General features: G+C 65.7%; 19 protein-coding genes. 1 reads left to right on the top strand and 18 read right to left on the bottom strand.

What is annotated here, in order from left to right; genetic code table 11:
* Nucleotides 1-10 precede the first annotated feature (10 nt).
* The 7 genes from VAR608DRAFT_RS23530 to VAR608DRAFT_RS23500 all read right to left on the bottom strand — a co-directional run bounded on the left by VAR608DRAFT_RS23530 (nt 11) and on the right by VAR608DRAFT_RS23500 (nt 7,847).
* A complete protein-coding gene (locus VAR608DRAFT_RS23530; RefSeq protein WP_443082882.1) occupies nt 11-1,204 on the bottom strand; it encodes an ABC transporter substrate-binding protein in 1,194 nt (397 codons plus the stop codon).
* Nucleotides 1,205-1,237: 33 nt separating this feature from the next.
* Nucleotides 1,238-1,948: an ABC transporter ATP-binding protein gene (locus tag VAR608DRAFT_RS23525; protein ID WP_088956261.1), complete on the bottom strand. Its 711-nt coding sequence runs from the start codon at nt 1,946-1,948 to the stop codon at nt 1,238-1,240.
* Between the two features lies 1 nt (nt 1,949).
* The gene (locus tag VAR608DRAFT_RS23520) at nt 1,950-2,720 is read right to left on the bottom strand and encodes an ABC transporter ATP-binding protein (protein ID WP_088956260.1); all 771 of its coding nucleotides are present in this window, start codon (nt 2,718-2,720) and stop codon (nt 1,950-1,952) included.
* A 179-nt stretch (nt 2,721-2,899) separates the two neighbouring features.
* Complete coding sequence (locus VAR608DRAFT_RS23515; protein WP_088956259.1) at nt 2,900-4,459, bottom strand: DHA2 family efflux MFS transporter permease subunit; 1,560 nt, start codon at nt 4,457-4,459, stop codon at nt 2,900-2,902.
* 18 nt (nt 4,460-4,477) lie between these two features.
* Nucleotides 4,478-5,791 (bottom strand): efflux RND transporter periplasmic adaptor subunit, encoded by a 1,314-nt coding sequence (locus VAR608DRAFT_RS23510; protein ID WP_088956258.1) that lies wholly within the window; start codon nt 5,789-5,791, stop codon nt 4,478-4,480.
* A gap of 30 nt (nt 5,792-5,821) precedes the next feature.
* Nucleotides 5,822-7,312 (bottom strand): efflux transporter outer membrane subunit, encoded by a 1,491-nt coding sequence (locus tag VAR608DRAFT_RS23505; RefSeq protein WP_088956257.1) that lies wholly within the window; start codon nt 7,310-7,312, stop codon nt 5,822-5,824.
* On the bottom strand, nt 7,293-7,847 hold the full coding sequence (locus VAR608DRAFT_RS23500; RefSeq protein ID WP_088956256.1) for a MarR family winged helix-turn-helix transcriptional regulator: 555 nt from the start codon (nt 7,845-7,847) through the stop codon (nt 7,293-7,295). Before VAR608DRAFT_RS23500 ends, VAR608DRAFT_RS23505 begins: the two co-directional genes overlap by 20 nt.
* A gap of 75 nt (nt 7,848-7,922) precedes the next feature.
* On the opposite strand from VAR608DRAFT_RS23500, the gene VAR608DRAFT_RS23495 reads away from it, so the two are divergent.
* Entirely contained in the window at nt 7,923-9,710 is a 1,788-nt protein-coding gene (locus VAR608DRAFT_RS23495) for an ABC transporter transmembrane domain-containing protein (protein ID WP_088956255.1), read from the top strand.
* A 30-nt stretch (nt 9,711-9,740) separates the two neighbouring features.
* Here VAR608DRAFT_RS23495 and VAR608DRAFT_RS23490 read toward each other — a convergent pair whose 3' ends face one another.
* From VAR608DRAFT_RS23490 to nuoG, 11 genes are read right to left on the bottom strand one after another with little or no spacing between them, the layout of a single operon-like run.
* The gene (locus VAR608DRAFT_RS23490; RefSeq protein WP_088956254.1) at nt 9,741-10,175 is read right to left on the bottom strand and encodes a DUF1178 family protein; all 435 of its coding nucleotides are present in this window, start codon (nt 10,173-10,175) and stop codon (nt 9,741-9,743) included.
* 7 nt (nt 10,176-10,182) lie between these two features.
* Nucleotides 10,183-10,797 carry an NUDIX domain-containing protein gene (locus VAR608DRAFT_RS23485; protein ID WP_088956253.1) on the bottom strand — a complete coding sequence of 205 codons (615 nt, stop codon included), beginning with the start codon at nt 10,795-10,797 and terminating at the stop codon, nt 10,183-10,185.
* 10 nt (nt 10,798-10,807) lie between these two features.
* The gene (locus VAR608DRAFT_RS23480; RefSeq protein WP_088956252.1) at nt 10,808-11,113 is read right to left on the bottom strand and encodes a DUF2818 family protein; all 306 of its coding nucleotides are present in this window, start codon (nt 11,111-11,113) and stop codon (nt 10,808-10,810) included.
* A 9-nt stretch (nt 11,114-11,122) separates the two neighbouring features.
* Entirely contained in the window at nt 11,123-12,610 is a 1,488-nt protein-coding gene (gene nuoN, locus VAR608DRAFT_RS23475) for an NADH-quinone oxidoreductase subunit NuoN (protein ID WP_088956251.1), read from the bottom strand.
* Nucleotides 12,611-12,634: 24 nt separating this feature from the next.
* A complete protein-coding gene (locus tag VAR608DRAFT_RS23470) occupies nt 12,635-14,110 on the bottom strand; it encodes an NADH-quinone oxidoreductase subunit M (protein WP_088956250.1) in 1,476 nt (491 codons plus the stop codon).
* A gap of 23 nt (nt 14,111-14,133) precedes the next feature.
* Nucleotides 14,134-16,158 carry an NADH-quinone oxidoreductase subunit L gene (gene nuoL / locus VAR608DRAFT_RS23465; RefSeq protein ID WP_088956249.1) on the bottom strand — a complete coding sequence of 675 codons (2,025 nt, stop codon included), beginning with the start codon at nt 16,156-16,158 and terminating at the stop codon, nt 14,134-14,136.
* An 8-nt stretch (nt 16,159-16,166) separates the two neighbouring features.
* A complete protein-coding gene (gene nuoK / locus VAR608DRAFT_RS23460; RefSeq protein ID WP_088956248.1) occupies nt 16,167-16,475 on the bottom strand; it encodes an NADH-quinone oxidoreductase subunit NuoK in 309 nt (102 codons plus the stop codon).
* A complete protein-coding gene (locus VAR608DRAFT_RS23455) occupies nt 16,472-17,119 on the bottom strand; it encodes an NADH-quinone oxidoreductase subunit J (RefSeq protein WP_088956247.1) in 648 nt (215 codons plus the stop codon). Before VAR608DRAFT_RS23455 ends, nuoK begins: the two co-directional genes overlap by 4 nt.
* Nucleotides 17,120-17,154: 35 nt before the next feature.
* Nucleotides 17,155-17,697: an NADH-quinone oxidoreductase subunit NuoI gene (gene nuoI, locus VAR608DRAFT_RS23450; RefSeq protein ID WP_088956246.1), complete on the bottom strand. Its 543-nt coding sequence runs from the start codon at nt 17,695-17,697 to the stop codon at nt 17,155-17,157.
* A 5-nt stretch (nt 17,698-17,702) separates the two neighbouring features.
* Nucleotides 17,703-18,779: an NADH-quinone oxidoreductase subunit NuoH gene (nuoH, locus tag VAR608DRAFT_RS23445; protein WP_088956245.1), complete on the bottom strand. Its 1,077-nt coding sequence runs from the start codon at nt 18,777-18,779 to the stop codon at nt 17,703-17,705.
* Nucleotides 18,776-20,923 (bottom strand): NADH-quinone oxidoreductase subunit NuoG, encoded by a 2,148-nt coding sequence (nuoG, locus tag VAR608DRAFT_RS23440; protein WP_088956244.1) that lies wholly within the window; start codon nt 20,921-20,923, stop codon nt 18,776-18,778. Before nuoG ends, nuoH begins: the two co-directional genes overlap by 4 nt.
* Nucleotides 20,924-20,937 lie beyond the last annotated feature (14 nt).

The following is a 20,937-nucleotide window of genomic DNA, read 5'->3' as shown; positions in this document are numbered from 1 at the left end:
AGGGGCGGTGTCATTTCCAGAGGGCGCACTTGGAGTCGGCCTTGGCGGTGAAGACCTGGTCGCCCGGCAGCTTGGTGATGACCTTCAGGTAATCCCACGGCTGCTTCGATTCGGCCGGCGTCTTCACTTCGACGAGGTACATGTCGTGCACGAAGCGGCCATCGGCGCGGATCTGGCCCTTGGCGTAGAAGTCGTCGACCGGCATCTTCTTGAGCTCCGCCATCACCTTGTCGGCATCGGTGGTCTTGGCCGCCTGCACCGCCTTCAGGTAGGTCATCGTGGCCGAGTAGTCCGCCGCCTGGATGTCGGTGGGCATGCGCTTGGTCTTGTCGAAGAAACGCTTGGACCACTTGCGCGAGTCGTCATTCAGGTCCCAGTACCAGCTCGTGGTGTGCAGCAGGCCTTCGGTGTTCTTCAGGCCCAGGCTATGGATGTCGCTCAGGAAGATCAGCAGGCCGGCGGTCTTCATGTTCTTGCCGATGCCGAATTCCTTGGCGGCCTTGATCGCGTTGATCGTGTCGCCGCCCGCATTCGCGAGGCCGAGGATCTGCGCCTTGGAGTTCTGCGCCTGCAGCAGGAACGACGAGAAGTCCGATGCATTGAGAGGATGCTTGACGCTGCCGACCACGGTGCCGCCCTTCTCCTTCACCACCTTGGCGGTGTCGGCTTCGAGTGCATGGCCGAAAGCGTAGTCGGCCGTCAGGAAGAACCAGCTCTTGCCGCCGCGTTCGACCACCGCGCCGCCGGTGGCCTTGGCGAGCGCGACGGTGTCATAGGCGTAGTGCACGGTGTAGGGGCTGCACTGCTCGTTGGTCAGCGCGGAGGTGGCGGCGCCGTTGTTGAAGTACACGCGCTTCTTCTCCTGCGCCACCTTCGCGGTCGCGAGCGCGGTGCCGGAGTTGGTGCCGCCGAAGACCATCGTCACGCCCTCGGTGTCGATCCATTCGCGCGCCTTCGAGGCGGCGATATCGGCCTTGTTCTGGTGATCGGCCGTGACGAGCTCGATCGGCTGGCCCAGTGCCTTGCCACCGAAGTCGTCGATGGCCATCTGGATCGCGAGCGCGCCGTTCTTGCCCTCAATGTCGGCGTAGAGGCTCGACATGTCGGTGACAAAACCGATCTTCACTTTTTCCTGCGCGTGGGCGCCGGATGCGAGGGCCAGTGCGGCCACGGCGATCGACAGTGCGGAGAGAGAGGTCTTCATGATTGGCTCCATCCAGTCAGAAAGGGATTGGGATCAGACGCCCAGCAGTTCGTTCAGCACCGGCATCTTGGCGTCGAGCTCGGCCGCGCCGAAGGCCTCGACCATGCGGCCGTGTTCCATCACGTAGAAGCGGTCGGCGAGCGGCGCGGCGAAGCGGAAGTTCTGCTCGACCATCACCACGGTATAGCCCTTGCCGCGCAGGGTGTGGATCATCCGCGCCAGCGCCTGCACGATGACCGGCGCCAGCCCTTCGGAGATTTCGTCGAGCAGCAGCAGCCTGGCGCCGGTGCGCAGGATGCGGCCGACGGCGAGCATCTGCTGTTCGCCGCCCGACAGGCGCGTGCCCTGGCTGTGCCGGCGCTCGGCGAGGTTCGGGAACATCGCGTAGATCTCGTCCACCGACATGCCCTTGTCGCTGCCCTTCAGCGGCGGCGGAAGCAAGAGGTTCTCCTCGCACGAGAGGCTCGCGAAGATGCCGCGCTCCTCCGGGCAGTAGCCGATGCCGTAGTGCGCGATGCGGTGCGTGGGCAGGTGGATCGTCTCGTGGCCATTGACCTTGATGCTGCCCTTGCGCGCACCGGTCAGGCCGAGGATCGCGCGCATGGTCGTGGTGCGTCCGGCACCGTTGCGCCCCAGCAAGGTGACGACCTCGCCGGGCTGCACCACCATGTCGACGCCGTGCAGCACGTGCGACTCGCCGTACCAGGCCTGCAGGCCGCTGATTTCGAGTGCAGGTGTCGGCATGTCAGTGGGCTCCCTGCAGCTGGCCTTCGGTGGTGCCCATGTAGGCTTCCATCACCTGCGGATTGCGGGAGACCTCGGCATACGGTCCTTCGGCGAGCACCGCACCGCGCTGCAGCACCGTGATCTTGTCGGCGATGGTCGAGACCACGCTCATGTTGTGCTCCACCATCAGGATGGTGCGGCCGGCCGACACGCGCTTGATGAGTTCGGCCACGCGATGCACGTCTTCGTGGCCCATGCCCTGCGTGGGCTCGTCGAGCAGCATCAGCTCGGGCTCCATGGCGAGCGTGGTCGCGATTTCGAGCGCGCGCTTGCGGCCGTAGGGCAGGTTGACGGTGAGCTCGTCGGCAAGGTCTTCCAGGCCGACCTGCGCGAGCAGCTCGCGCGCCCGTGCATTGAGCGGCGTCAGCGACTTCTCGCTCTTCCAGAAGTGGTAGGAGGTGCCGAGCGCGCGCTGCAATCCGAGGCGCACGTTCTCGAGCAGGGTCAGGTGCGGGAATACCGCGGAGATCTGGAACGAGCGGATGATCCCGCGGCGCGCGATCTGCGCCGGCCGCTCGCTCGTGATGTCCGTGTCGTTGAACAGGATCGTGCCCGAGGTCGGCTCGAGGAACTTGGTCAGCAGGTTGAAGCAGGTCGTCTTGCCCGCGCCGTTCGGTCCGATCAAGGCATGGATCGATCCGCGGACGACCGACAGATCCACCTTGCTGACTGCGGTGAAGCCCTTGAATTCCTTGGTGAGCTTGCGCGTTTCGAGAATGATGTCGGTCATCTCGCGATTGCGCCCTTGAGCTGGCAGAAATAGTCGGTCATGCGATCCATGTTTGCGCACGCCACCATGGCCGTGCGGAACGCATTGTTCGCAGGCGTAACAAACCTGCCTACTGGGGCAAATGCCTATGCTGCGCTGCGGCACTCGAACCAGCCGCGCGAAGCCTAGGGTGAGCCCAGTCAGTGTGCGCCTGCAGCAGCGTCGGATGAGCCGCCGCCGCGTGCCGGCTTCGCCAGCCACACCAGCGGGATCAGCAGCAGGAACAGGACGGCCGAGCCGTAGAACACGTCGCTCGACGCGAGCATGAAGGCCTGCTGATCGACCAGGCGATTGATCTGCCCCAGCACCTGCTCGGCCGTGAAGCCGGCACTGCCCAGGTTGGCGATCGCGCCGCTCGCGGCCGTGCTGCCCTGGTTGACCGCCTCGACCAGTTGCGCGTGATGCAGCGCCGCCCGGTTCTCCCACAGCGTGGTCGCGGTCGAGGTGCCGATGGCGCCCGCCGTGATGCGCAGGAAGTTCGACAGGCCCGACGCGGCCGGGATACGGTCCGGAGACAGGCCCGACAGCGTGATCGTCACCAGCGGGATGAAGAAGAACGCCATCGCCACGCCCTGGATGACGGTCGGGATCATGATGGTCCAGAAGTCCGCCTGGGTGTTGAAGTTGGAACGCATCCACAGCACCAGCGCGAAGACCAGGAACGAGAAGGTCGCGTAGCGCCGCGGATCGACCTTCCCCACCGTCATGCCGACGATCGGCGAGAAGAAGATCGCCAGCAGGCCCACCGGCGCCATGATCATCCCCGCCTGCGTGGCGGTGTAGCCCATGTACTGCTGCAGCCACAGCGGCAGGATCACCACGTTGCCGAAGAAGAGCCCGTAGGCCACCGCGGTCGCGAATGCGCCGGACCAGAAGTTGCGGCGCTTGAAGAGCGACAGGTCGACCACCGGATGCTTGTCGGTGAGTTCCCAGACCAGGAAGAAGGCGAAGCCCACGCCCGCGACCACGGCCAGCGTCACGATCTGGGCGGAGTGGAACCAGTCGAGCTCCTTGCCCTTGTCGAGCATGAGCTGCAGCGAACCCACCCACAGCACCAGCAGCGCGAGGCCGATGCCGTCGATCGGCACCTTGCGCGTCGCGCTTTCACGCTTGTGATAGATCGCCCAGGTGATCCCGGCTGCGAGAAGGCCCACGGGGATGTTGATGTAGAAGATCCAAGGCCACGAGATGTTGTCGGTGATCCAGCCGCCGAGCAGCGGCCCCATCACCGGCGCGACCAGCGTGGTCATCGACCACATCGCCATCGCGAGACCCGCCTTGGCGCGCGGATAGCTCGACAGCAGGAGCGTCTGCGACAGCGGGATCATCGGCCCCGCGACGAAGCCCTGCAGCGCGCGGAAGGCGATCAGCATCGTCATGTTGGGCGCGAGGCCGCACAGCCACGAGCTGATGATGAACAGGAGCACGCTCGCCATGAACAGGCGCACCTGCCCGAAGCGCTGCGTGAGCCAGCCCGTGAGCGGCACCGCGATGGCATTGGCCACCGCGAAACTCGTGATGACCCAGGTGCCCTGCGTGGAGCTGACGCCGAGGTCGCCGGAGATCGCCGGCAGCGACACGTTCGCAATCGAAGTGTCGAGCACGTTCATGAAGGTCGCGGCCGACAGCGCGATGGTTCCCCACGTGCGTGCGGAACCTTCGAGCGGCGGGAGCGGCTGCGGTGCAGCGGCGTTCGACATGGCGCGAAGCTCGGTCGATCAGCCCGGCTGGGCCACCGACGCCGATGGCGCTGCCGACTTGGTGCCGTTCGAAGCCGGCGCCTTCTGCGGGACTTCGTGGCCGAGGTTCGCGGCGATGATGCGCTGCACTTCGGCATCGGCGCCGCGCTCGAGCTGGCTGTAGACCTGCGTCTGTGCGGCCGCCGCCTCGCCGCGCGGTGCATCGGCGAGCATCTTGCCGCCCTTCTCGCGCACGTCGATCTCGGCGTCCATCGACAGACCCACGCGCAGCGGATTGGCCTTGAGCTGCTCGGCGTCCAGCGCGATGCGGACCGGCACGCGCTGCACCACCTTGATCCAGTTGCCGGTCGCGTTCTGCGCCGGCAGCAGCGCGAAGGCCGCACCGGTACCGACGCCCAGGCCCTGCACGTGGCCGGTGTACTCGACCTTCTTGCCGTACAGGTCGGCGGTCAGCTTCACGGGCTGGCCGATGCGGATGTTGCGCAGTTGCACTTCCTTGAAGTTGGCGTCGACCCACAGCTGGTTGAGCGGAACGATCGACATCATCGGCGTGCCGGCGGTGACGCGCTGGCCGAGCTGCACGGTGCGCTTGGCAACGTAGCCGTCGACCGGTGCCGGCATGCCGACACGCTGCGTTGCGAGGAAGGCCTCGCGCACCTTGGCCGCGGCGGCCTGCACGCTCGGGTGCTGCTCGACGCTCGTGCCTTCGGTGAGCGACTGGTTGCTCGACAGTTGCTCGCGCGCGGCGAGCACGCCCGCCTGCGCGGCCGCCAGCGCGCTCTTGGCGTTGGCCAGTGCGGTTTCGGAGTGGTTGAGCTCTTCCTTCGACACGGCGCCGCCGCCCGCGAGCGCCTGGCGGCGCTTCAGGTCGTCCTCGGCACGGGCGATGTCGCTCTGCGCCCGGACGATGTCGGCCTGCTTCAGCGAGACCTGCGCCGCCAGCGATGCGTTGTTGACGTACAGCGTGCGGACCTGCCGAACCGCCTGGGCCAGCGCCGCTTCCGCCTGGTCGAGCGCCACGCGGGCATCGGACGGATCGAGCTGCACCAGCGGCTGGCCGGCCTTCACGAAGTCCGTGTCATCGGCATTGATCGCCATCACGGTGCCGCCGATCTGCGGCGTGATCTGGATCACGTTGCCCTGCACGTAGGCGTTGTCGGTCGACTCGTAGCGGCTGGCGACGAGCCATTCATACCCGCCCCAGCCGGCACCGGCGACCACCACGGCCGCGGCCAGCGCGGTGAGCGCGCGGCGGCGCTTGTTGTTCGGAGCCTGTGCTTCTGCTGCGGCTCCGGCCGGAGCGGCGGAGTTGGCGGCGCTGTTGTTTTCCATGGCGATGTCTTTCGAGTACGAATCGTTTGTTCAGTTGTGCGCGGTGGCGGAGCCGGCCGCCGCGGTTTTTGCGTCTTCAGGCTGCCAGCCGCCGCCCAGTGCGCGTGCGAGGCCGACCTGCGAATCGAGGGCGCGCGCAGCGAGGTCCACGCTGTCGCGGCGCTGTCCGAGCACGGTCACTTCCGCCGTGAGCACATCGAGATAGGTGCCGAGGCCGGCGCTGTAGCGCTGCACCGCGATGTCGTAGGCGGCTTCGGCCGCATCCTGCGCTTCGCGTTGCTGCACCTGCTGGCGCGCGACCGACTGCAGGCTGGAGATCTGGTCCGCGACGTCGCGCACCGCATCGATCACGGTGGCGTTGTAGCTTTCGATCGCGGTGTCGAGGTCGGCCGACTTGCCGCGCAGGTTGGCGCGCAGGCGCCCGCCTTCGAAGATCGGCAGACGCACCGCGGGACCGACGCCCCACTGCTGGCTGGCGGACTTCAGCAGGTTGTCGAAGCCGATGCTCTGGAAGCCCGCGAAGGCCACCAGGTTGATGTTGGGATAGAACAGCGTCTTGGCATTCGCCACGTCGCTGGCGGCGGCTTCCACGCGCCAGCGCGCGGCCGCGATGTCGGCACGGCGGCCGAGCAGGTCGGCCGGGATCGTCGACTGCAGCGCGATCGGCTTCATGTTGCCGAGCACCGGCGGGGTGAGCCCCTGGGTGGCGTTCGGCTTGGCGACCAGCGCGTCGAGCGCATGCTGGGCGATCTCGACCTGCTCCTTGAGCGATTCGATCTGCTGGCGCGCTTCGGGCAGGCCGCCTTCGCTCTGCTTCAGCTGCAGGCGGGTGTCGAGGCCGGCGGAAACGCGGTCCCGCACGAGCTTGTAGGTCTCTTCGCGCTGCGCGAGCGTGCGGTTGGCCACGGCCAGGCGATCCTGCAGTCGCGCCCACTGCACGTACCCGCGCGCGACGTTGCTCGCGAGCAGCACGCGCGCTGCATCGGCATCCGCCGCGGCGGCATTGGCGCTGCCGATGGCCGCCTCGATCGCGGTGCGGTTCTTGCCGAAGAAGTCGAGCTCCCAGCTGCCCGAGAGCTGCAGCGTGCCGACCTCCTGGATCGAACCGCCGAGTGGCGACGGATAGATGTAGGTGTTGGAAAACTTCTCGCGCGTCAGGTCGAGCGAGCCGTTGATCTGGGGCTTGTCGTTGGCTTGGACCACGGACACCGCGGCCTGCGCACGCGCGAGCCGCGCACGGGCAACCTGCAGGTTCGGGTTGCCTTCCAGCGCCTCTGCGACCAGCGCATCGAGCTGGGCATCGCCGAAGGCCAGCCACCATTGGCTGTCGAGGGCGGGGGCGGCAGGCGCGGCAGCGGCCGGCGACACCGTTGCCGTGAGGCCGAGCGAATCGGCATCGCGCAGCTTGGCCTGCGACGAAGCGCCGCCCATGTCGGCGCAACCGGCCAGCGCCAGCGCGAACACGGCTGTCGCCACCGCAGTGGCACGGCGCAACGCGCCTTCAGGAAGAAGATGAGTCATTTTTTTCTTTGCGGGCCGAGATGGCCTGTGCGTTATCGAGAATGCGGCGCAGATAGCTCTTGAGCTGCTCCCATTCCGCGTCGGAAAAGCCGGCGAGGTGCTCGTTCTGCACGCGGCAGAGCAGATGCGGTACCTGCTTGGCGGCGGCGCGGCCTTCGTCGGTGAGTTCGATGTTGACCACACGGCGGTCGGACACCGAGCGAACGCGCCGGCAGAGGCCCTTGGCCTCGAGACGATCCAGCAGGCGGGTCATGGCGCCGGTGTCGAGTTCGCACTCGCGCGCCAGTTCGGCCACGGTGGTCGCCTGCCCCATGTGAAGCTTGTGCAGCGGCACCCATTGCGGATAGGTCGGGCTGCCGGGTTCGCACATGAGCGCTTCCACGGACTGGCCGACGGCCGACATGATGCGCCGCATCAGGTAGCCGATGCTCTCCTCCGCACGGTAGTTTTCGGCCTTGTAGAACGTCTTGACGGCGCGCGGCCCCCCGTTTGGCGACTCTGCCAGCGTGGATTCGGGGCTCTTGGATTCGGACATGCCGCAATATTAGTTGCCGAGGCAATTATTGTCAAGGCGGCCTTTGAGTGGGCAAGCGTTAGCTAGAATCGGGCCATGGCTTCTTCCGCTGCTTCCACCAGGCCCGGCAAAGGCTCCCCGAAGTCCTTGTCCGGGCTGGCGCCCTTTCTTAGGCCGTATCGCACCCAGATCCTCCTGGCCGGGGTTTTCCTGGTGCTTGCCGCCGTCACGACGCTGGTCTTCCCGATCGCGCTGCGCAGCCTGATCGACGGCGGCCTGGTTTCGAGCGACAAGGGCGCGCAGACGATGGCCCTGCGCGATCACTTCGTCGCCCTCTTCGCCGTCGCCGTGGCGCTGGGCCTGTTCTCGGCCGCGCGCTTCTACACCGTGAGCTGGCTCGGGGAACGCGTCACGGCGGACCTGCGCAATGCCGTCTACGCCCACGTGCTGCGGCAGAGTCCGGTCTTCTTCGAGACCACGCAGACCGGCGAGGTGCTTTCACGCCTCACGGCCGACACCACCCTGGTGCAGACCGTGGTCGGCTCGTCGCTCAGCATGGGCCTGCGCAATGGGGTGATGGGCGTGGGCGCCCTGGCGATGCTGATCTGGACCAATCCCTACGTGATGGTCCAGGTGCTCGGCATCCTCGTGCTGGTGGTGCTGCCGAGCATGTGGTTCGGCCGGCGGGTGCGCAAGCTGTCGCGCGCCAGCCAGGACCGCGTGGCGGACTCGAGCGCGATCGCGGCCGAAGTGCTCAATGCCATCCCGGTCGTTCAGAGCTACACGGCGGAGTCACGCGAATCGGCCCGCTTCGACGCCTCGACGGACAACGCCTTCCGCACCGCGGTTCGCCGCACGAAGGCGCGCTCCTTCCTCGTGGCGTTCATCATCATCGCGACGTCGGCGGCGCTGCTCTGGGGGCTCTACCAGGGCACACAGGCCGTTCTGCGCGGCGACATCACGGCCGGCCACCTGGGGCAGACGGTGGTCTACGTGATCATCCTCGCGAGCGCCGCGGCGGTGCTCGGCGAGGTCTACGGCGACCTGCTGCGCGCGGCCGGCGCGACCGAGCGGCTGATGGAGCTGCTGCACGCCAAGTCCGTGATCCAATCGCCCGCCGCACCCGTCCAGACGCCGGCTTCCGACGCGGGAAGCTCGGTCCGTTTCGAATCGGTGGACTTTCACTACCCTTCCCGCCCCGGCATTCCCGCGCTGCGCGACTTCAGCCTCGCGATCACGCCCGGAGAAACCGTGGCGCTGGTGGGCTCGAGCGGGGCCGGCAAGAGCACCGTCTTCCAGCTCCTGCTGCGCTACTACGACCCGCAATCCGGAAGCATCTCGCTGGACGGTGTTTCGCTCGGTGCGCTGTCGCTCGACGAGTTGCGCACGCGCATCGGCCTGGTTCCCCAGGATGCGGTCATCTTCTCGGCGACCGCCTTCGAGAACATCCGCTACGGACGCCCCGATGCCACCGAGGAAGAAGTCCACGCCGCCGCCAAGGCGGCCTTCGCGGATGGCTTCCTGCGCGCGCTGCCCGAGGGATACGACACCTTCCTGGGCGAGCGCGGCGTCCGCCTTTCCGGCGGCCAGCGGCAGCGCATCGCGATCGCACGCGCCATGCTGAAGAATCCGCCGCTGCTTCTGCTCGACGAGGCCACGAGCGCGCTCGACGCCGAGAGTGAACGCATGGTGCAGGCGGCACTGGAATCGGCAATGGCCGGGCGCACCACGCTCGTGATTGCCCACCGGCTCGCGACCGTGCAAAAGGCGGACCGTATCGTGGTGCTCGACCACGGCGGCATCGTCGAACAAGGGACGCACGCGAGCCTGGTGGCAGAGAACGGCGTTTACGCCCGACTCGCAGCGCTGCAATTCGTGGCCTGAGGGCCAGGGACACCCGGCCGGCGCGCTGCGCTACTGCAAGGTTTCCTTGAGCGCGGGCGGCAAGGGCAGCGAAAACACCGGGATCCCTTCGTCGATCAGGCTTTGAGCCTGCTCGCGCGTGGTCTGGCCGCGGATGCCGCGCTCTTCCGCCTCGCCATAGTGCATCTTTCGTGCCTCGTCGGCGAAGCGGTCGCCGACGTCCTCGGTTTGCGCGATCACCTTGCGCACCGCCTGGAGCCAGCGGCCTTCCGGCGATTCGGCCTCGTCCGACGGCGCCCGCGGCTCGGCCGGCTTGGCGCTGCCGAGATTCAGCCGCGGCGCGGCCAGCAGCTTGGTGATCTTCCTGTCACCACAGAGCGGGCACTCCACCAGCCCGGCCGTGAGCTGGCGCTCGAACTCCTCGTGGGACGCGAACCATCCCTCGAAGCCATGACCGTGTGCGCATTGGAGGTTGAGAACCTTCATGCGCGCATTATCCCGCCGCAGCGAACTGCGCGGGCGATTGCCAGTCGAGGACCCATGCGCCCGAAAGGACGTTCTGAACCCACAAGGCGCAAGTCTGCGACTTGGCGTCGGTCACGATCCCGTCGCGGCACCAGGCCAGGACCTCCTCGGGCGTCGCTGTGATCACGTCGAGGAACTCGCCGTGATCGAGCTGGCGCGTTCCGAGCGAAAGGCCGCGCGCAAAGTAGATGTGGATGATTTCGGTCGAGTAGGCCACCGCCAGATGCATCGCGCCGGCGTAGGCCCACTCGCGCGCGGTGTAGCCGGTTTCCTCGAGCAGTTCGCGCTGGCCGCACAGGAAAGGATCCTCGCCGGCATCGAGCTTTCCGGCCGGAAACTCGGTCATCACATGGCCGATGGGGTAGCGGTACTGGCGCTCGAGCACGAGGCGCCCGTCGTCGAGCAAGGGCACCACCACCACCGCCCCCGGATGCACGACGTATTCGCGCGTCGCGGTGTGCCCGTCGGGCAGCCTGACGGTGTCGCGCCTGGCGCGCAGGAAGTTGCCCTGGAACAGCAACTCGCTGCCCGTGCATTCTTCACGGAGGTGCGTATCGACGCTGTCAGGGGACTTCGAGCTCATGCGATTTCCTTCAGCGATGCTTCAACAGGTAGCGCCACGTGAACCCGGGGAAGGCCAGCACGACGAACAGCGCGGCCGTGACGGCGTAGAACTCCCATCCCTGGGGTGCAATCTGCCCGACGCGGCTTTCGAACAGCAGTCCGATGCCGCCGACGACGAAGTAGAGCAGCACCAGTTCGCCGAACCGGATCGCCAGCGACTTCTTCGTCGTGCTGGGCGGCGGGATCAGCCCCAGTATGCGCTCCGTGAAGAACGGGAGGTTGGCTGCCAGCAGCGCAACCAGCAGCACCACCCAGACCGAGGCGCTTTGCGACACGGAGCCGGATCAGGTCGCGAGCGTTGCCACGATCGCCTGCGCGCACAGCGCCATCAGGCCACCGGGCAGGATCCCGAGGATCAGGATCAGCGCGCCGTTGACGGTCAGCACGGCACGGACGTCCTGGGGCGCCGACACCGTCGTCGCGGTCAAAGGCTCATCGAAGTACATGACCTTGACCACGCGCAGGTAGTAGAAGGCGCCGATCAGCGACATCACCACCGCGTAGACGGCCAGCGCGATGTGCATCGCCTGGCCCGATGCGATCAGCGCCTGGAGCACCGCGAACTTGGCGTAGAAGCCGACCAGCGGCGGCACACCCGCCAGCGAGAACATCGCGATCGCCATCACGCCGGCATACAGTGGACTGCGCTGGTTGAGACCGGCGAGATCGGTGATCTCCTCGCTCTCGAAGCCTTCGCGCGCCAAGAGCAGGATGATCCCGAAGCTCGCGAGCGTGGTGAGCACATAGGTCACGATGTAGAACATCGCGGCGCTGTAGGCGAACTGGGCGTTGTAGGTGTTGCCGTTGACGACGCCGGCCACCAGGCCGAGCAGCATGAAGCCCATCTGCGCGATGGTCGAATAGGCCAGCATGCGCTTGAGGTTGGTCTGCGCGATGGCCGCGAGATTGCCCACCAGCAGCGACGCGATCGCCAGCAGCGTCAGCATCTGTTGCCAGTCGAATGCGAGCGGGAGCAAGCCTTCGACCAGCAGGCGGATGATGATCGCGAAGGCCGCCAGCTCGGGCGCCGCGCCGATCAAGAGCGTGATCGCCGTCGGAGCGCCCTGGTACACGTCGGGCACCCACATGTGGAACGGTGCAGCACCGACCTTGAACGCCAGACCGGCGACGATGAAGACCAGGCCGAAGACCAGGACCTGGTGGTTGACCTGACGGCTTCCGATGGCCTTGAACACCTCGTTGGTGTCGAGCGAACCGGTCGCGCCGTACATCATCGACAGGCCATACAGCAGGAAGCCGCTGGCCATCGCGCCGAGGACGAAGTACTTCATCGCGGCCTCGCTCGCCAGGGCGTTGTCGCGGCGCAGCGCGACCAGGGCGTAGCTCGACAGCGTCAGCAGCTCGAGGCCGAGGTACAAGACCAGGAAGTTGCTGCCCGAGATCATCACGAACATGCCGAGCAAAGCCAGCATGCTCATCGTGAACAACTCGCCGCCGCGCAGCATGCCGCGATCGGCCGAATAGGGGCGGCCGTAGACCAGCGTGACCATCAGTGCCAGCGTCGAGAAGCACTTGAGCCAGTTGCCCATCGGGTCGCTCACGACCATCCCGCCGAATCCGTAGAGGGTCTTGCCTTCGGCGGCGTTGAATCCGGTCAGCACCGCAATCACCGCCAGCGTCAGCAGCGTCAACACATAGGTGGCCGTACGGCGGGGGCTGGTGGTGGACAGATCCAACAGCGCGATGACGCATGCCATGATGAGCAGCGCCGCCTCTGGGTAGATCGTCATCCAGCTGAGTTTGTCAATCATCTCGTTCTCTTCTTCAGCTTGGATTTAGGGCAGCTTGGAAACCGCCACGTGGCGCAGCAGTTCAGCCACGGACGGATTCATCACGTCGGTAAAGGGCTTGGGGTAGACGCCCATCCAGAGCACCGCGGCCGCCAGCAACGCCAACATGAGGTTTTCGCGGGCACCGATGTCGCTCAGCTCCTTCACGTGGCCGTTGCCCGGGGCGCCGAGGTAGACACGCTTGTACATCCACAGCGTGTAGGCGGCACCGAAGATTAGCGCCGTGGCGGCACCGAGGCCGAGCCAGAAGTTGGTCTTGACCGCGCCGATGATCACCATCCACTCGCCGACGAAACCGGCCGTTCCGGGAAGGCCGCAGTTGGCCATCGCGAACAGCAGCGCGAACGCCGCGAACTTGGGCATCGTGTTGACCACGCCGCCGTAGTCCGCGATCTCGCGGGAATGCACGCGGTCGTACAGTACGCCGATGCACAGGAACATCGCGCCGGAGACGAAGCCGTGGGAAATCATCTGGACGATGCCGCCCGAAACACCGATCTCGTTGAAGATGAAGAAGCCGAGCGTCACGAAGCCCATGTGGGCCACCGACGAATACGCCACCAGCTTCTTCATGTCCTGCTGCACGAGGGCGACGAGGCCGACGTAGATCACGGCGATCAGCGACAGCGCGATCATGAACCAGGCCCACTCGTGCGAGGCATCGGGCGCGATCGGCATCGAGAAACGCAGGAAGCCGTAGGCGCCGAGCTTCAGCATGATCGCGGCCAGCACGGCGGAACCACCGGTCGGCGCCTCGACGTGCACGTCCGGCAGCCATGTGTGGACCGGCCACATCGGGACCTTCACCGCGAAGGCCGCGAGGAAGGCGAAGAACAGGAAGGTCTGCGTGCGCGCATCGAGCGGCAGCTTGTGCCAGGTCAGGATGTCGAAGCTGCCGCCCGACTTGTTGTACAGGTAGATCAGCGCGACCAGCGTCAAGAGCGAGCCGAGCAGCGTGTAGATGAAGAACTTGAAGGCCGCGTAGATCTTGTTCGGGCCGCCCCAGATGCCGATGATCAGGTACATCGGGATCAGCGTGGCTTCGAAGAAGGTGTAGAACAGGATCCCGTCGAGCGCGGCGAAGGTGCCGATCATCAGGCCGGACAGGATCAGGAACGCGCCCATGTACTGGTTGACGCGCTCGGTGATCACCTCCCAGGCCGAGATCACCACGACGACCGTGATGAACGCCGTCAGCAGCACGAGCCAGAACGAGATGCCGTCCAGGCCGACGTGGTAGTAGACGTTGAAACGCTCGATCCAGCTCGTCTTCTCGACGAACTGCATCGCGGCGGTGCTGGTATCGAAGCGCGCGTAGAGCGGCAGCGTGACGAGGAAACTCGCGATCGAGCCGACGAGCGCGATCCAACGCACTGCAGTCGCCTGACTGTCACGACCGAAGGCCAGTAGCACGGCGCCGATGATGATCGGCATCCAGATGGCAAGGCTCAACAGACCCATTTTTGTTTTTCTCCAGCGAGCGCTTACCGTTTAAACCAGACGAAATACGACATCAGCACGAAGATGCCCAGCAGCATCGCGAATGCGTAGTGATAGATGTAGCCCGACTGCACCCAGCGCACGGCACCAGCCACGCGCCCGACCAGCTTCCATGAGCCGTTGACGATGGCGCCGTCGATGACGCCCTGGTCGCCGCCCTTCCACAGACCGATGCCCAGGGCGCGGGTGGCGCGGGCGATGACGTTCTCGTTGAACCAGTCCATGTAGTACTTGTTGTCGAGCAGCCGATAGATCGGAGCGAAGGCGCGCTTGATCGCCGCCGGCAGCGCCGGGTTGACGAGGTACATGTACCAGGACAGCACCACGCCTGCGAGCGCGAGCCAGAACGGCGCCGCGGTCAAGCCATGGAGCGCCATCGCCAGCGGGCCATGGAACGCCTCGGTCAGTTCCTTCATCGACTCGTGCCGGGTCTCGTCGATGACGATCGCGCCGCTGAAGAAGTCGCCAAAGAGCATCGGCTGGATCGTCATGAAACCGATGACGACCGAGGGAATGGCCAGCAGCACCAGCGGCACCCACACCACCCACGGAGACTCGTGCGGGCCGTGATGCTCGCCGTGGCCGTGGTGATCGTCGTGCGCATCATGGTGCGCGTCCGGATTCTGGTCGTAGCGCTCCTCGCCGTGGAACACCAGGAAGTACATCCGGAACGAGTAGAAGGCCGTCACGAACACGCCTGCGAGCACCGCGAAATACGCGAAGCCGGAGCCCCACAGATGGCTTTCGTGGACCGCCTCGATGATGGTGTCCTTGGAGTAGAAGCCCGCGAACAGCGGCGTGCCGATCAGCGCGAGCGAGCCGACGAGCGAGGTGATCCAGGTGATCGGCATGTACTTGCGCACGCCGCCCATCCAGCGGATGTCCTGGTTGTGGTGCATTCCGATGATCACCGAGCCGGCGCCGAGGAACAGCAGGGCCTTGAAGAAGGCGTGCGTCATCAGGTGGAACACCGCGGCGGAGTATGCCGAGGCGCCGAGCGCCACGGTCATGTAGCCGAGCTGCGAAAGCGTCGAGTAGGCCACCACGCGCTTGATGTCGTTCTGGACGATGCCCAGGAAGCCCATGAAGAGCGCCGTGATCGCACCGATCACCAGGACGAAGCTCAAGGCGGTGTCGCTCAGCTCGAACAGCGGCGACATGCGCGCCACCATGAAGATGCCGGCGGTCACCATCGTCGCCGCGTGAATCAGCGCCGAGATCGGGGTCGGGCCTTCCATCGAATCAGGCAGCCAGACGTGCAGCGGGAACTGCGCGCTCTTGCCCATCGCGCCGATGAACAGGCAGATGCAGATCACCGTGATGAGCATCCACTCGGTACCGGGGAAGGTGATCTTGGCCAGCTGGTCGGCCTTCGCGAAGGCTTCGCCGTAGTTCAGCGTGCCCGCATAGGCGGCGATCAGGCCGATGCCGAGGATGAAGCCGAAGTCGCCCACGCGGTTGACGATGAAGGCCTTCAGGTTCGCGAAGATCGCCGTGGGCCGGTTGAACCAGAAGCCGATCAGCAGGTACGACACCAGGCCCACGGCTTCCCAGCCGAAGAAGAGCTGGAGCATGTTGTTGCTCATCACGAGCATCAACATCGAAAAGGTGAAGAGCGAGATGTAGGCGAAGAAGCGGTTGTAGCCGTCGTCGTCCGCCATGTAGCCGATGGTGTAGATGTGGACCATCAGCGACACGAAGCTCACCACGCACATCATCATGGCGGTGAGGCCGTCGACCAGGAAGCCGATCTCCATCTTCAGACCGCCGACCGTCATCCATTCGTAGATGGTCTCGTTGAAGCGGGCGCCGTCGGCGACCACGCTCCTGAGCGTCATGGCCGAGATGATGAAGGCCACCAGCACGCCGAGGATGGTCAGCGAATGCGTGACACGGCGGCCGATGTGGTTGCCGCCGAACTTGGTGCCGAACAGGCCCGTCACGACGGCGCCGGCCAGGGGAGCCAGCGGGACGGCCAGCAGCGAGGAAGCGGAAAGTGTTGCGCTCATGATGATCCTTAGCCCTTGAGCGCGTTGAGTTCGTCGACGTTGATGTTCGACCGGTTCCGGAACAGCAGGACGAGCAGCGCCAGGCCGATCGCGGACTCGGCCGCGGCGACCGTCAGGATGAAGAACACGAAGATCTGGCCGTGCATGTCGCCGAGGAAATACGAGAAGGCGACGAAGTTCATGTTGACGGCCAGGAGCATCAGCTCGATGCACATCAGGAGCACGATGAGGTTCTTCCGGTTGAGGAAGATGCCGATCACGGAAAGCGCGAACAGCATCGCGCCCAGCGAGAGGAAGTGTCCGAGCGTGAGCGTCATGCCTTGGTCTCCGCAGCTGCCGACGGTTCTTCGGCCGCAGGTTGTGCCGCACGCGTGGCCGGCATCTGGACGATGCGGACCCGGTCGCGCGCCTTCACCCGGACCTGATCGGCCGGATTCACGTACTTGCTGTCCTTGCGGGCGCGCAGCGTGAGCGCGATGGCCGCGAACATGGCGACCAGCAGGATCACCGCCGCGATCTCCAGCGGATAGAGATAGTCGGTGTAGAGAAGCTTGCCCAGTTCGAGCGTGTTGGAGGTGTCGGGGCCGCTCGCCAGCGGGCTCTTCGGCGCGGCGAGGCGGAAGCCGCCCATCAGCACCGCGGCCATCTCGAGCGCGATGAGCGCACCGACGCCTGCGGCGAGCGGGAAGTGCCGCCAGAAGCCCTCGCGCAGACTGTCGACGTTGATGTCAAGCATCATCACGACGAACAGGAACAGCACCATCACCGCCCCCACGTAGACGAGCACGAGCGAGATCGCCAGGAACTCGGCGCGCAGCAGCAGCCAGATCGCCGAAGCCTGGAAGAAGGCCAGCACCAGGTAGAGCGCGGCATACACGGGGTTGCGCGCGGTGATCACGCGGAAGGCTGCGAACAGCAGCACCGCGGAAAACAGATAGAACAGACCGGTCTTGACGTCCATGGGTCGAATTCGTTGCGAGGTTCGGGCCAGACCGCTCAGCGGTACTTGGCGTCTGCCGCCTTGTTGGCAGCGATTTCTTTTTCGTAGCGGTCGCCCACGGCCAGGAGCATGTCCTTGGTGAAGTAGAGGTCGCCGCGCTTTTCGCCGTGGTATTCGAAGATGTGGGTCTCCACGATCGAGTCGACCGGGCAGCTTTCTTCGCAGAAGCCGCAGAAGATGCACTTCGTCAGGTCGATGTCGTAGCGGGTGGTGCGGCGCGAGCCGTCGTCACGCACGTCGGATTCGATCGTGATCGCCAGGGCCGGGCACACCGCCTCGCACAGCTTGCAGGCGATGCAGCGCTCCTCGCCGTTCTCGTAGCGGCGCAGCGCATGCAGGCCGCGGAAGCGCGGCGAAAGCGGCGTCTTCTCTTCCGGGAACTGCACGGTGATCTTGCGGCTGAAGGCGTACTTGCCGGTGATCGCCAGGCCCTTGAACAGTTCGAACAGCATGAAGCTGCGCAGAAAGTCCTTGAGCGAAAACGGCTGCGCCGTCGTCGATGATGCGCGCGCAAGCGCGCTGGTGGTTTGCGCAGACATGCAGGTTACTTCCAGATGTTGAACGGGGTCTGCATCCACGCGCCGACCACCACCAGCCACACCAGCGTGACCGGAATGAAGATCTTCCAGCCCAGACGCATGATCTGGTCATAGCGGAAGCGCGGGAAGGTCGAACGGACCCACAGGAACATGGTGACCACGCAGAAGGTCTTGACGCCCAGCCAGATCCAGCCCGGAATGAACGACAGGAACTCGAACGGAGGCAGCCAGCCGCCCAGGAACAGGACCACGCAGAGGATCGAGACCAGCCACATGTTGGCGTACTCGGCCAGGAAGAACATGGCGAAGCTCATGCCCGAGTACTCGATCATGTGGCCCGCGACGATCTCGGACTCGCCCTCGACGACGTCGAAGGGGTGGCGGTTGGTCTCGGCCAGGCCGGAGATGAAGTAGACGACGAAGATGGGCAGCAGCGACAGCCAGTTCCACGACAGGAAGCCGACGCCCATCGAGGCGAAGTGGCCCTTGCCCTGCCCCGTCACGATGTCGGTCATGTTGAGGCTGGCCGAGACCATCAGCACGACGACGAAGCAGAAGCCCATCGCGATTTCGTAGCTGACCATCTGCGCGGACGCACGCAGCGCGCCGAGGAAGGCGTACTTCGAGTTCGATGCCCATCCCGCGATGATCACGCCATAGACCTCGAGCGAGGTGATGGCCATGATGAACAGCAGGCCGGCGTTGATGTTGGCGAGCGCGACTTCGGGACCGAACGGAATCACGGCCCAGGCGGCAAGCGCCGGCATGATCGTCATGATCGGGCCGAGCAGGAACAGTCCCTTGTTGGCGACCGTCGGAAGGATGATTTCCTTCGTCAGCAGCTTGAGCGCGTCGGCGATGGGCTGCAGCAGGCCCAGCGGGCCGATGCGGTTGGGGCCGATGCGGATCTGCGTGAAGCCGATGGCCTTGCGCTCCCAGAGGGTCAGGTAGGCGACCGCACCCATCAACGGTGCGACCACGACGACGATCTTGATCAGCGTCCAGATGATGGGCCAGATGATGCCGGTCCACCAGCCGGCGGACACGAGTCCGGCGCCGAAGCCGTGCAGTGCGTCGATCATGCGAGCACCTCCTCTGCCGCGGAAGCCTGCGCACGGCGGGCGTCGGCCGTGAGCTGGAGCGACGGCGCGCGACGGACGATCGAATCGAGCTGATAGATGCTTGCGACCACCGGCGCCTGCGCCGTGGTGCCGGCAGCGGCCGACGCAGACGTCGCGTTGCCGAGCTTGCCGGTCACCAGGTCGGCGGCCGGGCCCATGTCGGCGAGAACGTCCGCCGAGGATTCGAACGCGAAGCCGGGCAAACCGAGCAGGTTGGCCAGGACGCGGAGAACCTTCCAGGCCGGACGCGCCTCGCCCTGGGGCTTCACGACCGCATGGAAGCCCTGCACGCGCCCTTCGGCATTCACGAAGGTGCCGGCCGTTTCGGTAAAGGGAGCGATCGGCAGCAGCACGTCGCTGAATTCGAGGTTGGCCTTGAACGGGCTCAGCGTGACGACCATCTGGGCGTGCGCCAGGCCCGCCACCGCGGACTCGCCGGCGGCCGAGTCGAACACCGGCTCGTTGTTGAGCAGCAGCGCGGCCCTGAGCCCGCCCGCCAGCATCTGGCCTGCATTCAGTCCGCCGTTCCTGGGCAACGCGCGCGCGACCTGCGCACCGACCGTGTTGGCGGCCTCGGTCAGGAAGCCGACGCTCGCCCCGGTCTGCGCACCGATCCAGTTCGCCAGCAGCAGCAAGGTGCTTGCCTGTGCGTGGTGGGCAGCTGCATTGCCGAGCAGAACCGCCTTGCGTTCGCCGTCCTGCAACGAGGCGGCGATCGCCTTCGCGGCATCGCTCGGCGCGCCGTTGGCGGCGACCGGCGCGCTCGTGCCCTTGCCTTCGGCAATGACGGCGGCGATCTGCGCCAGAGCCTCGACCCAGCCATCCGCGGAGACGCGGATCGAATTAGCGACCGGCATCGCCCAGGCTTCGGCATCGGCGAAAAGCGCCTCTGAGGTGACGGCACTCAGCACGCCGCCCTTGCGAACCGACTGGCGGATCCGCTGCGCGAACAGCGGGTGGTCCTTGCGCAGGTTGGAGCCGATCACGAGTGCGCGCTGCAACTGCGACAGCGAGGCGATCGAGGTTCCGAGCCAGCGCGCGCCTTCGAAATGCGCGAACTCGGCATTGCGCAGGCGGTAATCGATGTTGTCGCTGCCCAGGCCGTGCGTCAGCAGCTTGGCCAGGTGCAGCTCTTCGAGCGTGCTGTGCGGGCTGACCAGCGTACCGATGCTCTGTGCGCCGTGATCGGCCTTGATCTGCCTGAGCCCGTTGGCGACGTATTCCAGCGCCGTCTGCCAGTCCACTTGCTGCCACTGGCCGCCCTGCTTCAGCATCGGCTGCGTCAGGCGCTCGGGGCCGTTCAATGCCTCGTACGAGAAGCGGTCACGGTCGGCGATCCAGCACTCGTTCACGTCTTCGTTCTCGAGCGGCACCACGCGCATCACGCGATTGTTCTTGACCTGCACGATCAGGTTGGCACCCGTCGAATCGTGCGGGCTCACCGACTTGCGGCGGGACAGTTCCCAGGTGCGTGCGCTGTAGCGGAAGGGCTTGCTCGTGAGCGCGCCAACCGGGCAGATGTCGATCATGTTGCCCGACAACTCGGAATCCACCGAGTCGCCGAGGAAGGTTTCGATCTCCGAGTGCTCGCCGCGGTTCGACATGCCGAGCTCCATCACGCCGGCCACTTCCTGGCCGAAACGGACGCAGCGCGTGCAGTGGATGCAGCGGCTCATTTCCTCCATGCTGATCAGCGGGCCGACGTCCTTGTGGAAGACGACGCGCTTTTCTTCTTCATAGCGCGAGGAAGAACCACCGTAGCCGACGGCAAGATCCTGCAGCTGGCACTCGCCGCCCTGGTCGCAGATCGGGCAATCCAGCGGGTGATTGATGAGCAGGAACTCCATCACCGACTGCTGGGCCTTGATCGCCTTGTCGCTCTTGGTGCGGACGATCATGCCCTGCGTCACAGGCGTCGCGCAGGCCGGCATCGGCTTCGGCGCCTTCTCGACGTCGACCAGGCACATCCGGCAGTTGGCGGCGATGCTGAGCTTCTTGTGGTAGCAGAAGTGCGGGATGTAGGTGCCCGCCTTTTCGGCCGCATGCATGACCATGCTGCCTTCGGTCACTTCGACCTTCTTGCCGTCGAGTTCGATTTCAACCATATGTGTCGTGTTCT

The organism is Variovorax sp. HW608, from assembly GCF_900090195.1.
Lineage (GTDB): Bacteria > Pseudomonadota > Gammaproteobacteria > Burkholderiales > Burkholderiaceae_C > Variovorax.
Note: the sequence above shows the minus strand (reverse complement) of the source record. Positions and strands in the feature narration are given on the sequence as shown.

Bases quoted from the DNA above. Each gene is read 5' to 3' on its own strand.
- VAR608DRAFT_RS23530 (WP_443082882.1), bottom strand. From the start codon at position 1,204: ATGAAGACCTCTCTCTCCGCACTGTCGATCGCCGTGGCCGCACTGGCC.
- VAR608DRAFT_RS23525 (WP_088956261.1), bottom strand. From the start codon at position 1,948: ATGCCGACACCTGCACTCGAAATCAGCGGCCTGCAGGCCTGGTACGGC.
- VAR608DRAFT_RS23520 (WP_088956260.1), bottom strand. From the start codon at position 2,720: ATGACCGACATCATTCTCGAAACGCGCAAGCTCACCAAGGAATTCAAG.
- VAR608DRAFT_RS23515 (WP_088956259.1), bottom strand. From the start codon at position 4,459: ATGTCGAACGCCGCTGCACCGCAGCCGCTCCCGCCGCTCGAAGGTTCC.
- VAR608DRAFT_RS23510 (WP_088956258.1), bottom strand. From the start codon at position 5,791: ATGGAAAACAACAGCGCCGCCAACTCCGCCGCTCCGGCCGGAGCCGCA.
- VAR608DRAFT_RS23505 (WP_088956257.1), bottom strand. From the start codon at position 7,312: ATGACTCATCTTCTTCCTGAAGGCGCGTTGCGCCGTGCCACTGCGGTG.
- VAR608DRAFT_RS23500 (WP_088956256.1), bottom strand. From the start codon at position 7,847: ATGTCCGAATCCAAGAGCCCCGAATCCACGCTGGCAGAGTCGCCAAAC.
- VAR608DRAFT_RS23495 (WP_088956255.1), top strand. From the start codon at position 7,923: ATGGCTTCTTCCGCTGCTTCCACCAGGCCCGGCAAAGGCTCCCCGAAG.
- VAR608DRAFT_RS23490 (WP_088956254.1), bottom strand. From the start codon at position 10,175: ATGAAGGTTCTCAACCTCCAATGCGCACACGGTCATGGCTTCGAGGGA.
- VAR608DRAFT_RS23485 (WP_088956253.1), bottom strand. From the start codon at position 10,797: ATGAGCTCGAAGTCCCCTGACAGCGTCGATACGCACCTCCGTGAAGAA.
- nuoN (WP_088956251.1), bottom strand. From the start codon at position 12,610: ATGATTGACAAACTCAGCTGGATGACGATCTACCCAGAGGCGGCGCTG.
- VAR608DRAFT_RS23470 (WP_088956250.1), bottom strand. From the start codon at position 14,110: ATGGGTCTGTTGAGCCTTGCCATCTGGATGCCGATCATCATCGGCGCC.
- nuoL (WP_088956249.1), bottom strand. From the start codon at position 16,158: ATGAGCGCAACACTTTCCGCTTCCTCGCTGCTGGCCGTCCCGCTGGCT.
- nuoK (WP_088956248.1), bottom strand. From the start codon at position 16,475: ATGACGCTCACGCTCGGACACTTCCTCTCGCTGGGCGCGATGCTGTTC.
- VAR608DRAFT_RS23455 (WP_088956247.1), bottom strand. From the start codon at position 17,119: ATGGACGTCAAGACCGGTCTGTTCTATCTGTTTTCCGCGGTGCTGCTG.
- nuoI (WP_088956246.1), bottom strand. From the start codon at position 17,697: ATGTCTGCGCAAACCACCAGCGCGCTTGCGCGCGCATCATCGACGACG.
- nuoH (WP_088956245.1), bottom strand. From the start codon at position 18,779: ATGATCGACGCACTGCACGGCTTCGGCGCCGGACTCGTGTCCGCCGGC.
- nuoG (WP_088956244.1), bottom strand. From the start codon at position 20,923: ATGGTTGAAATCGAACTCGACGGCAAGAAGGTCGAAGTGACCGAAGGC.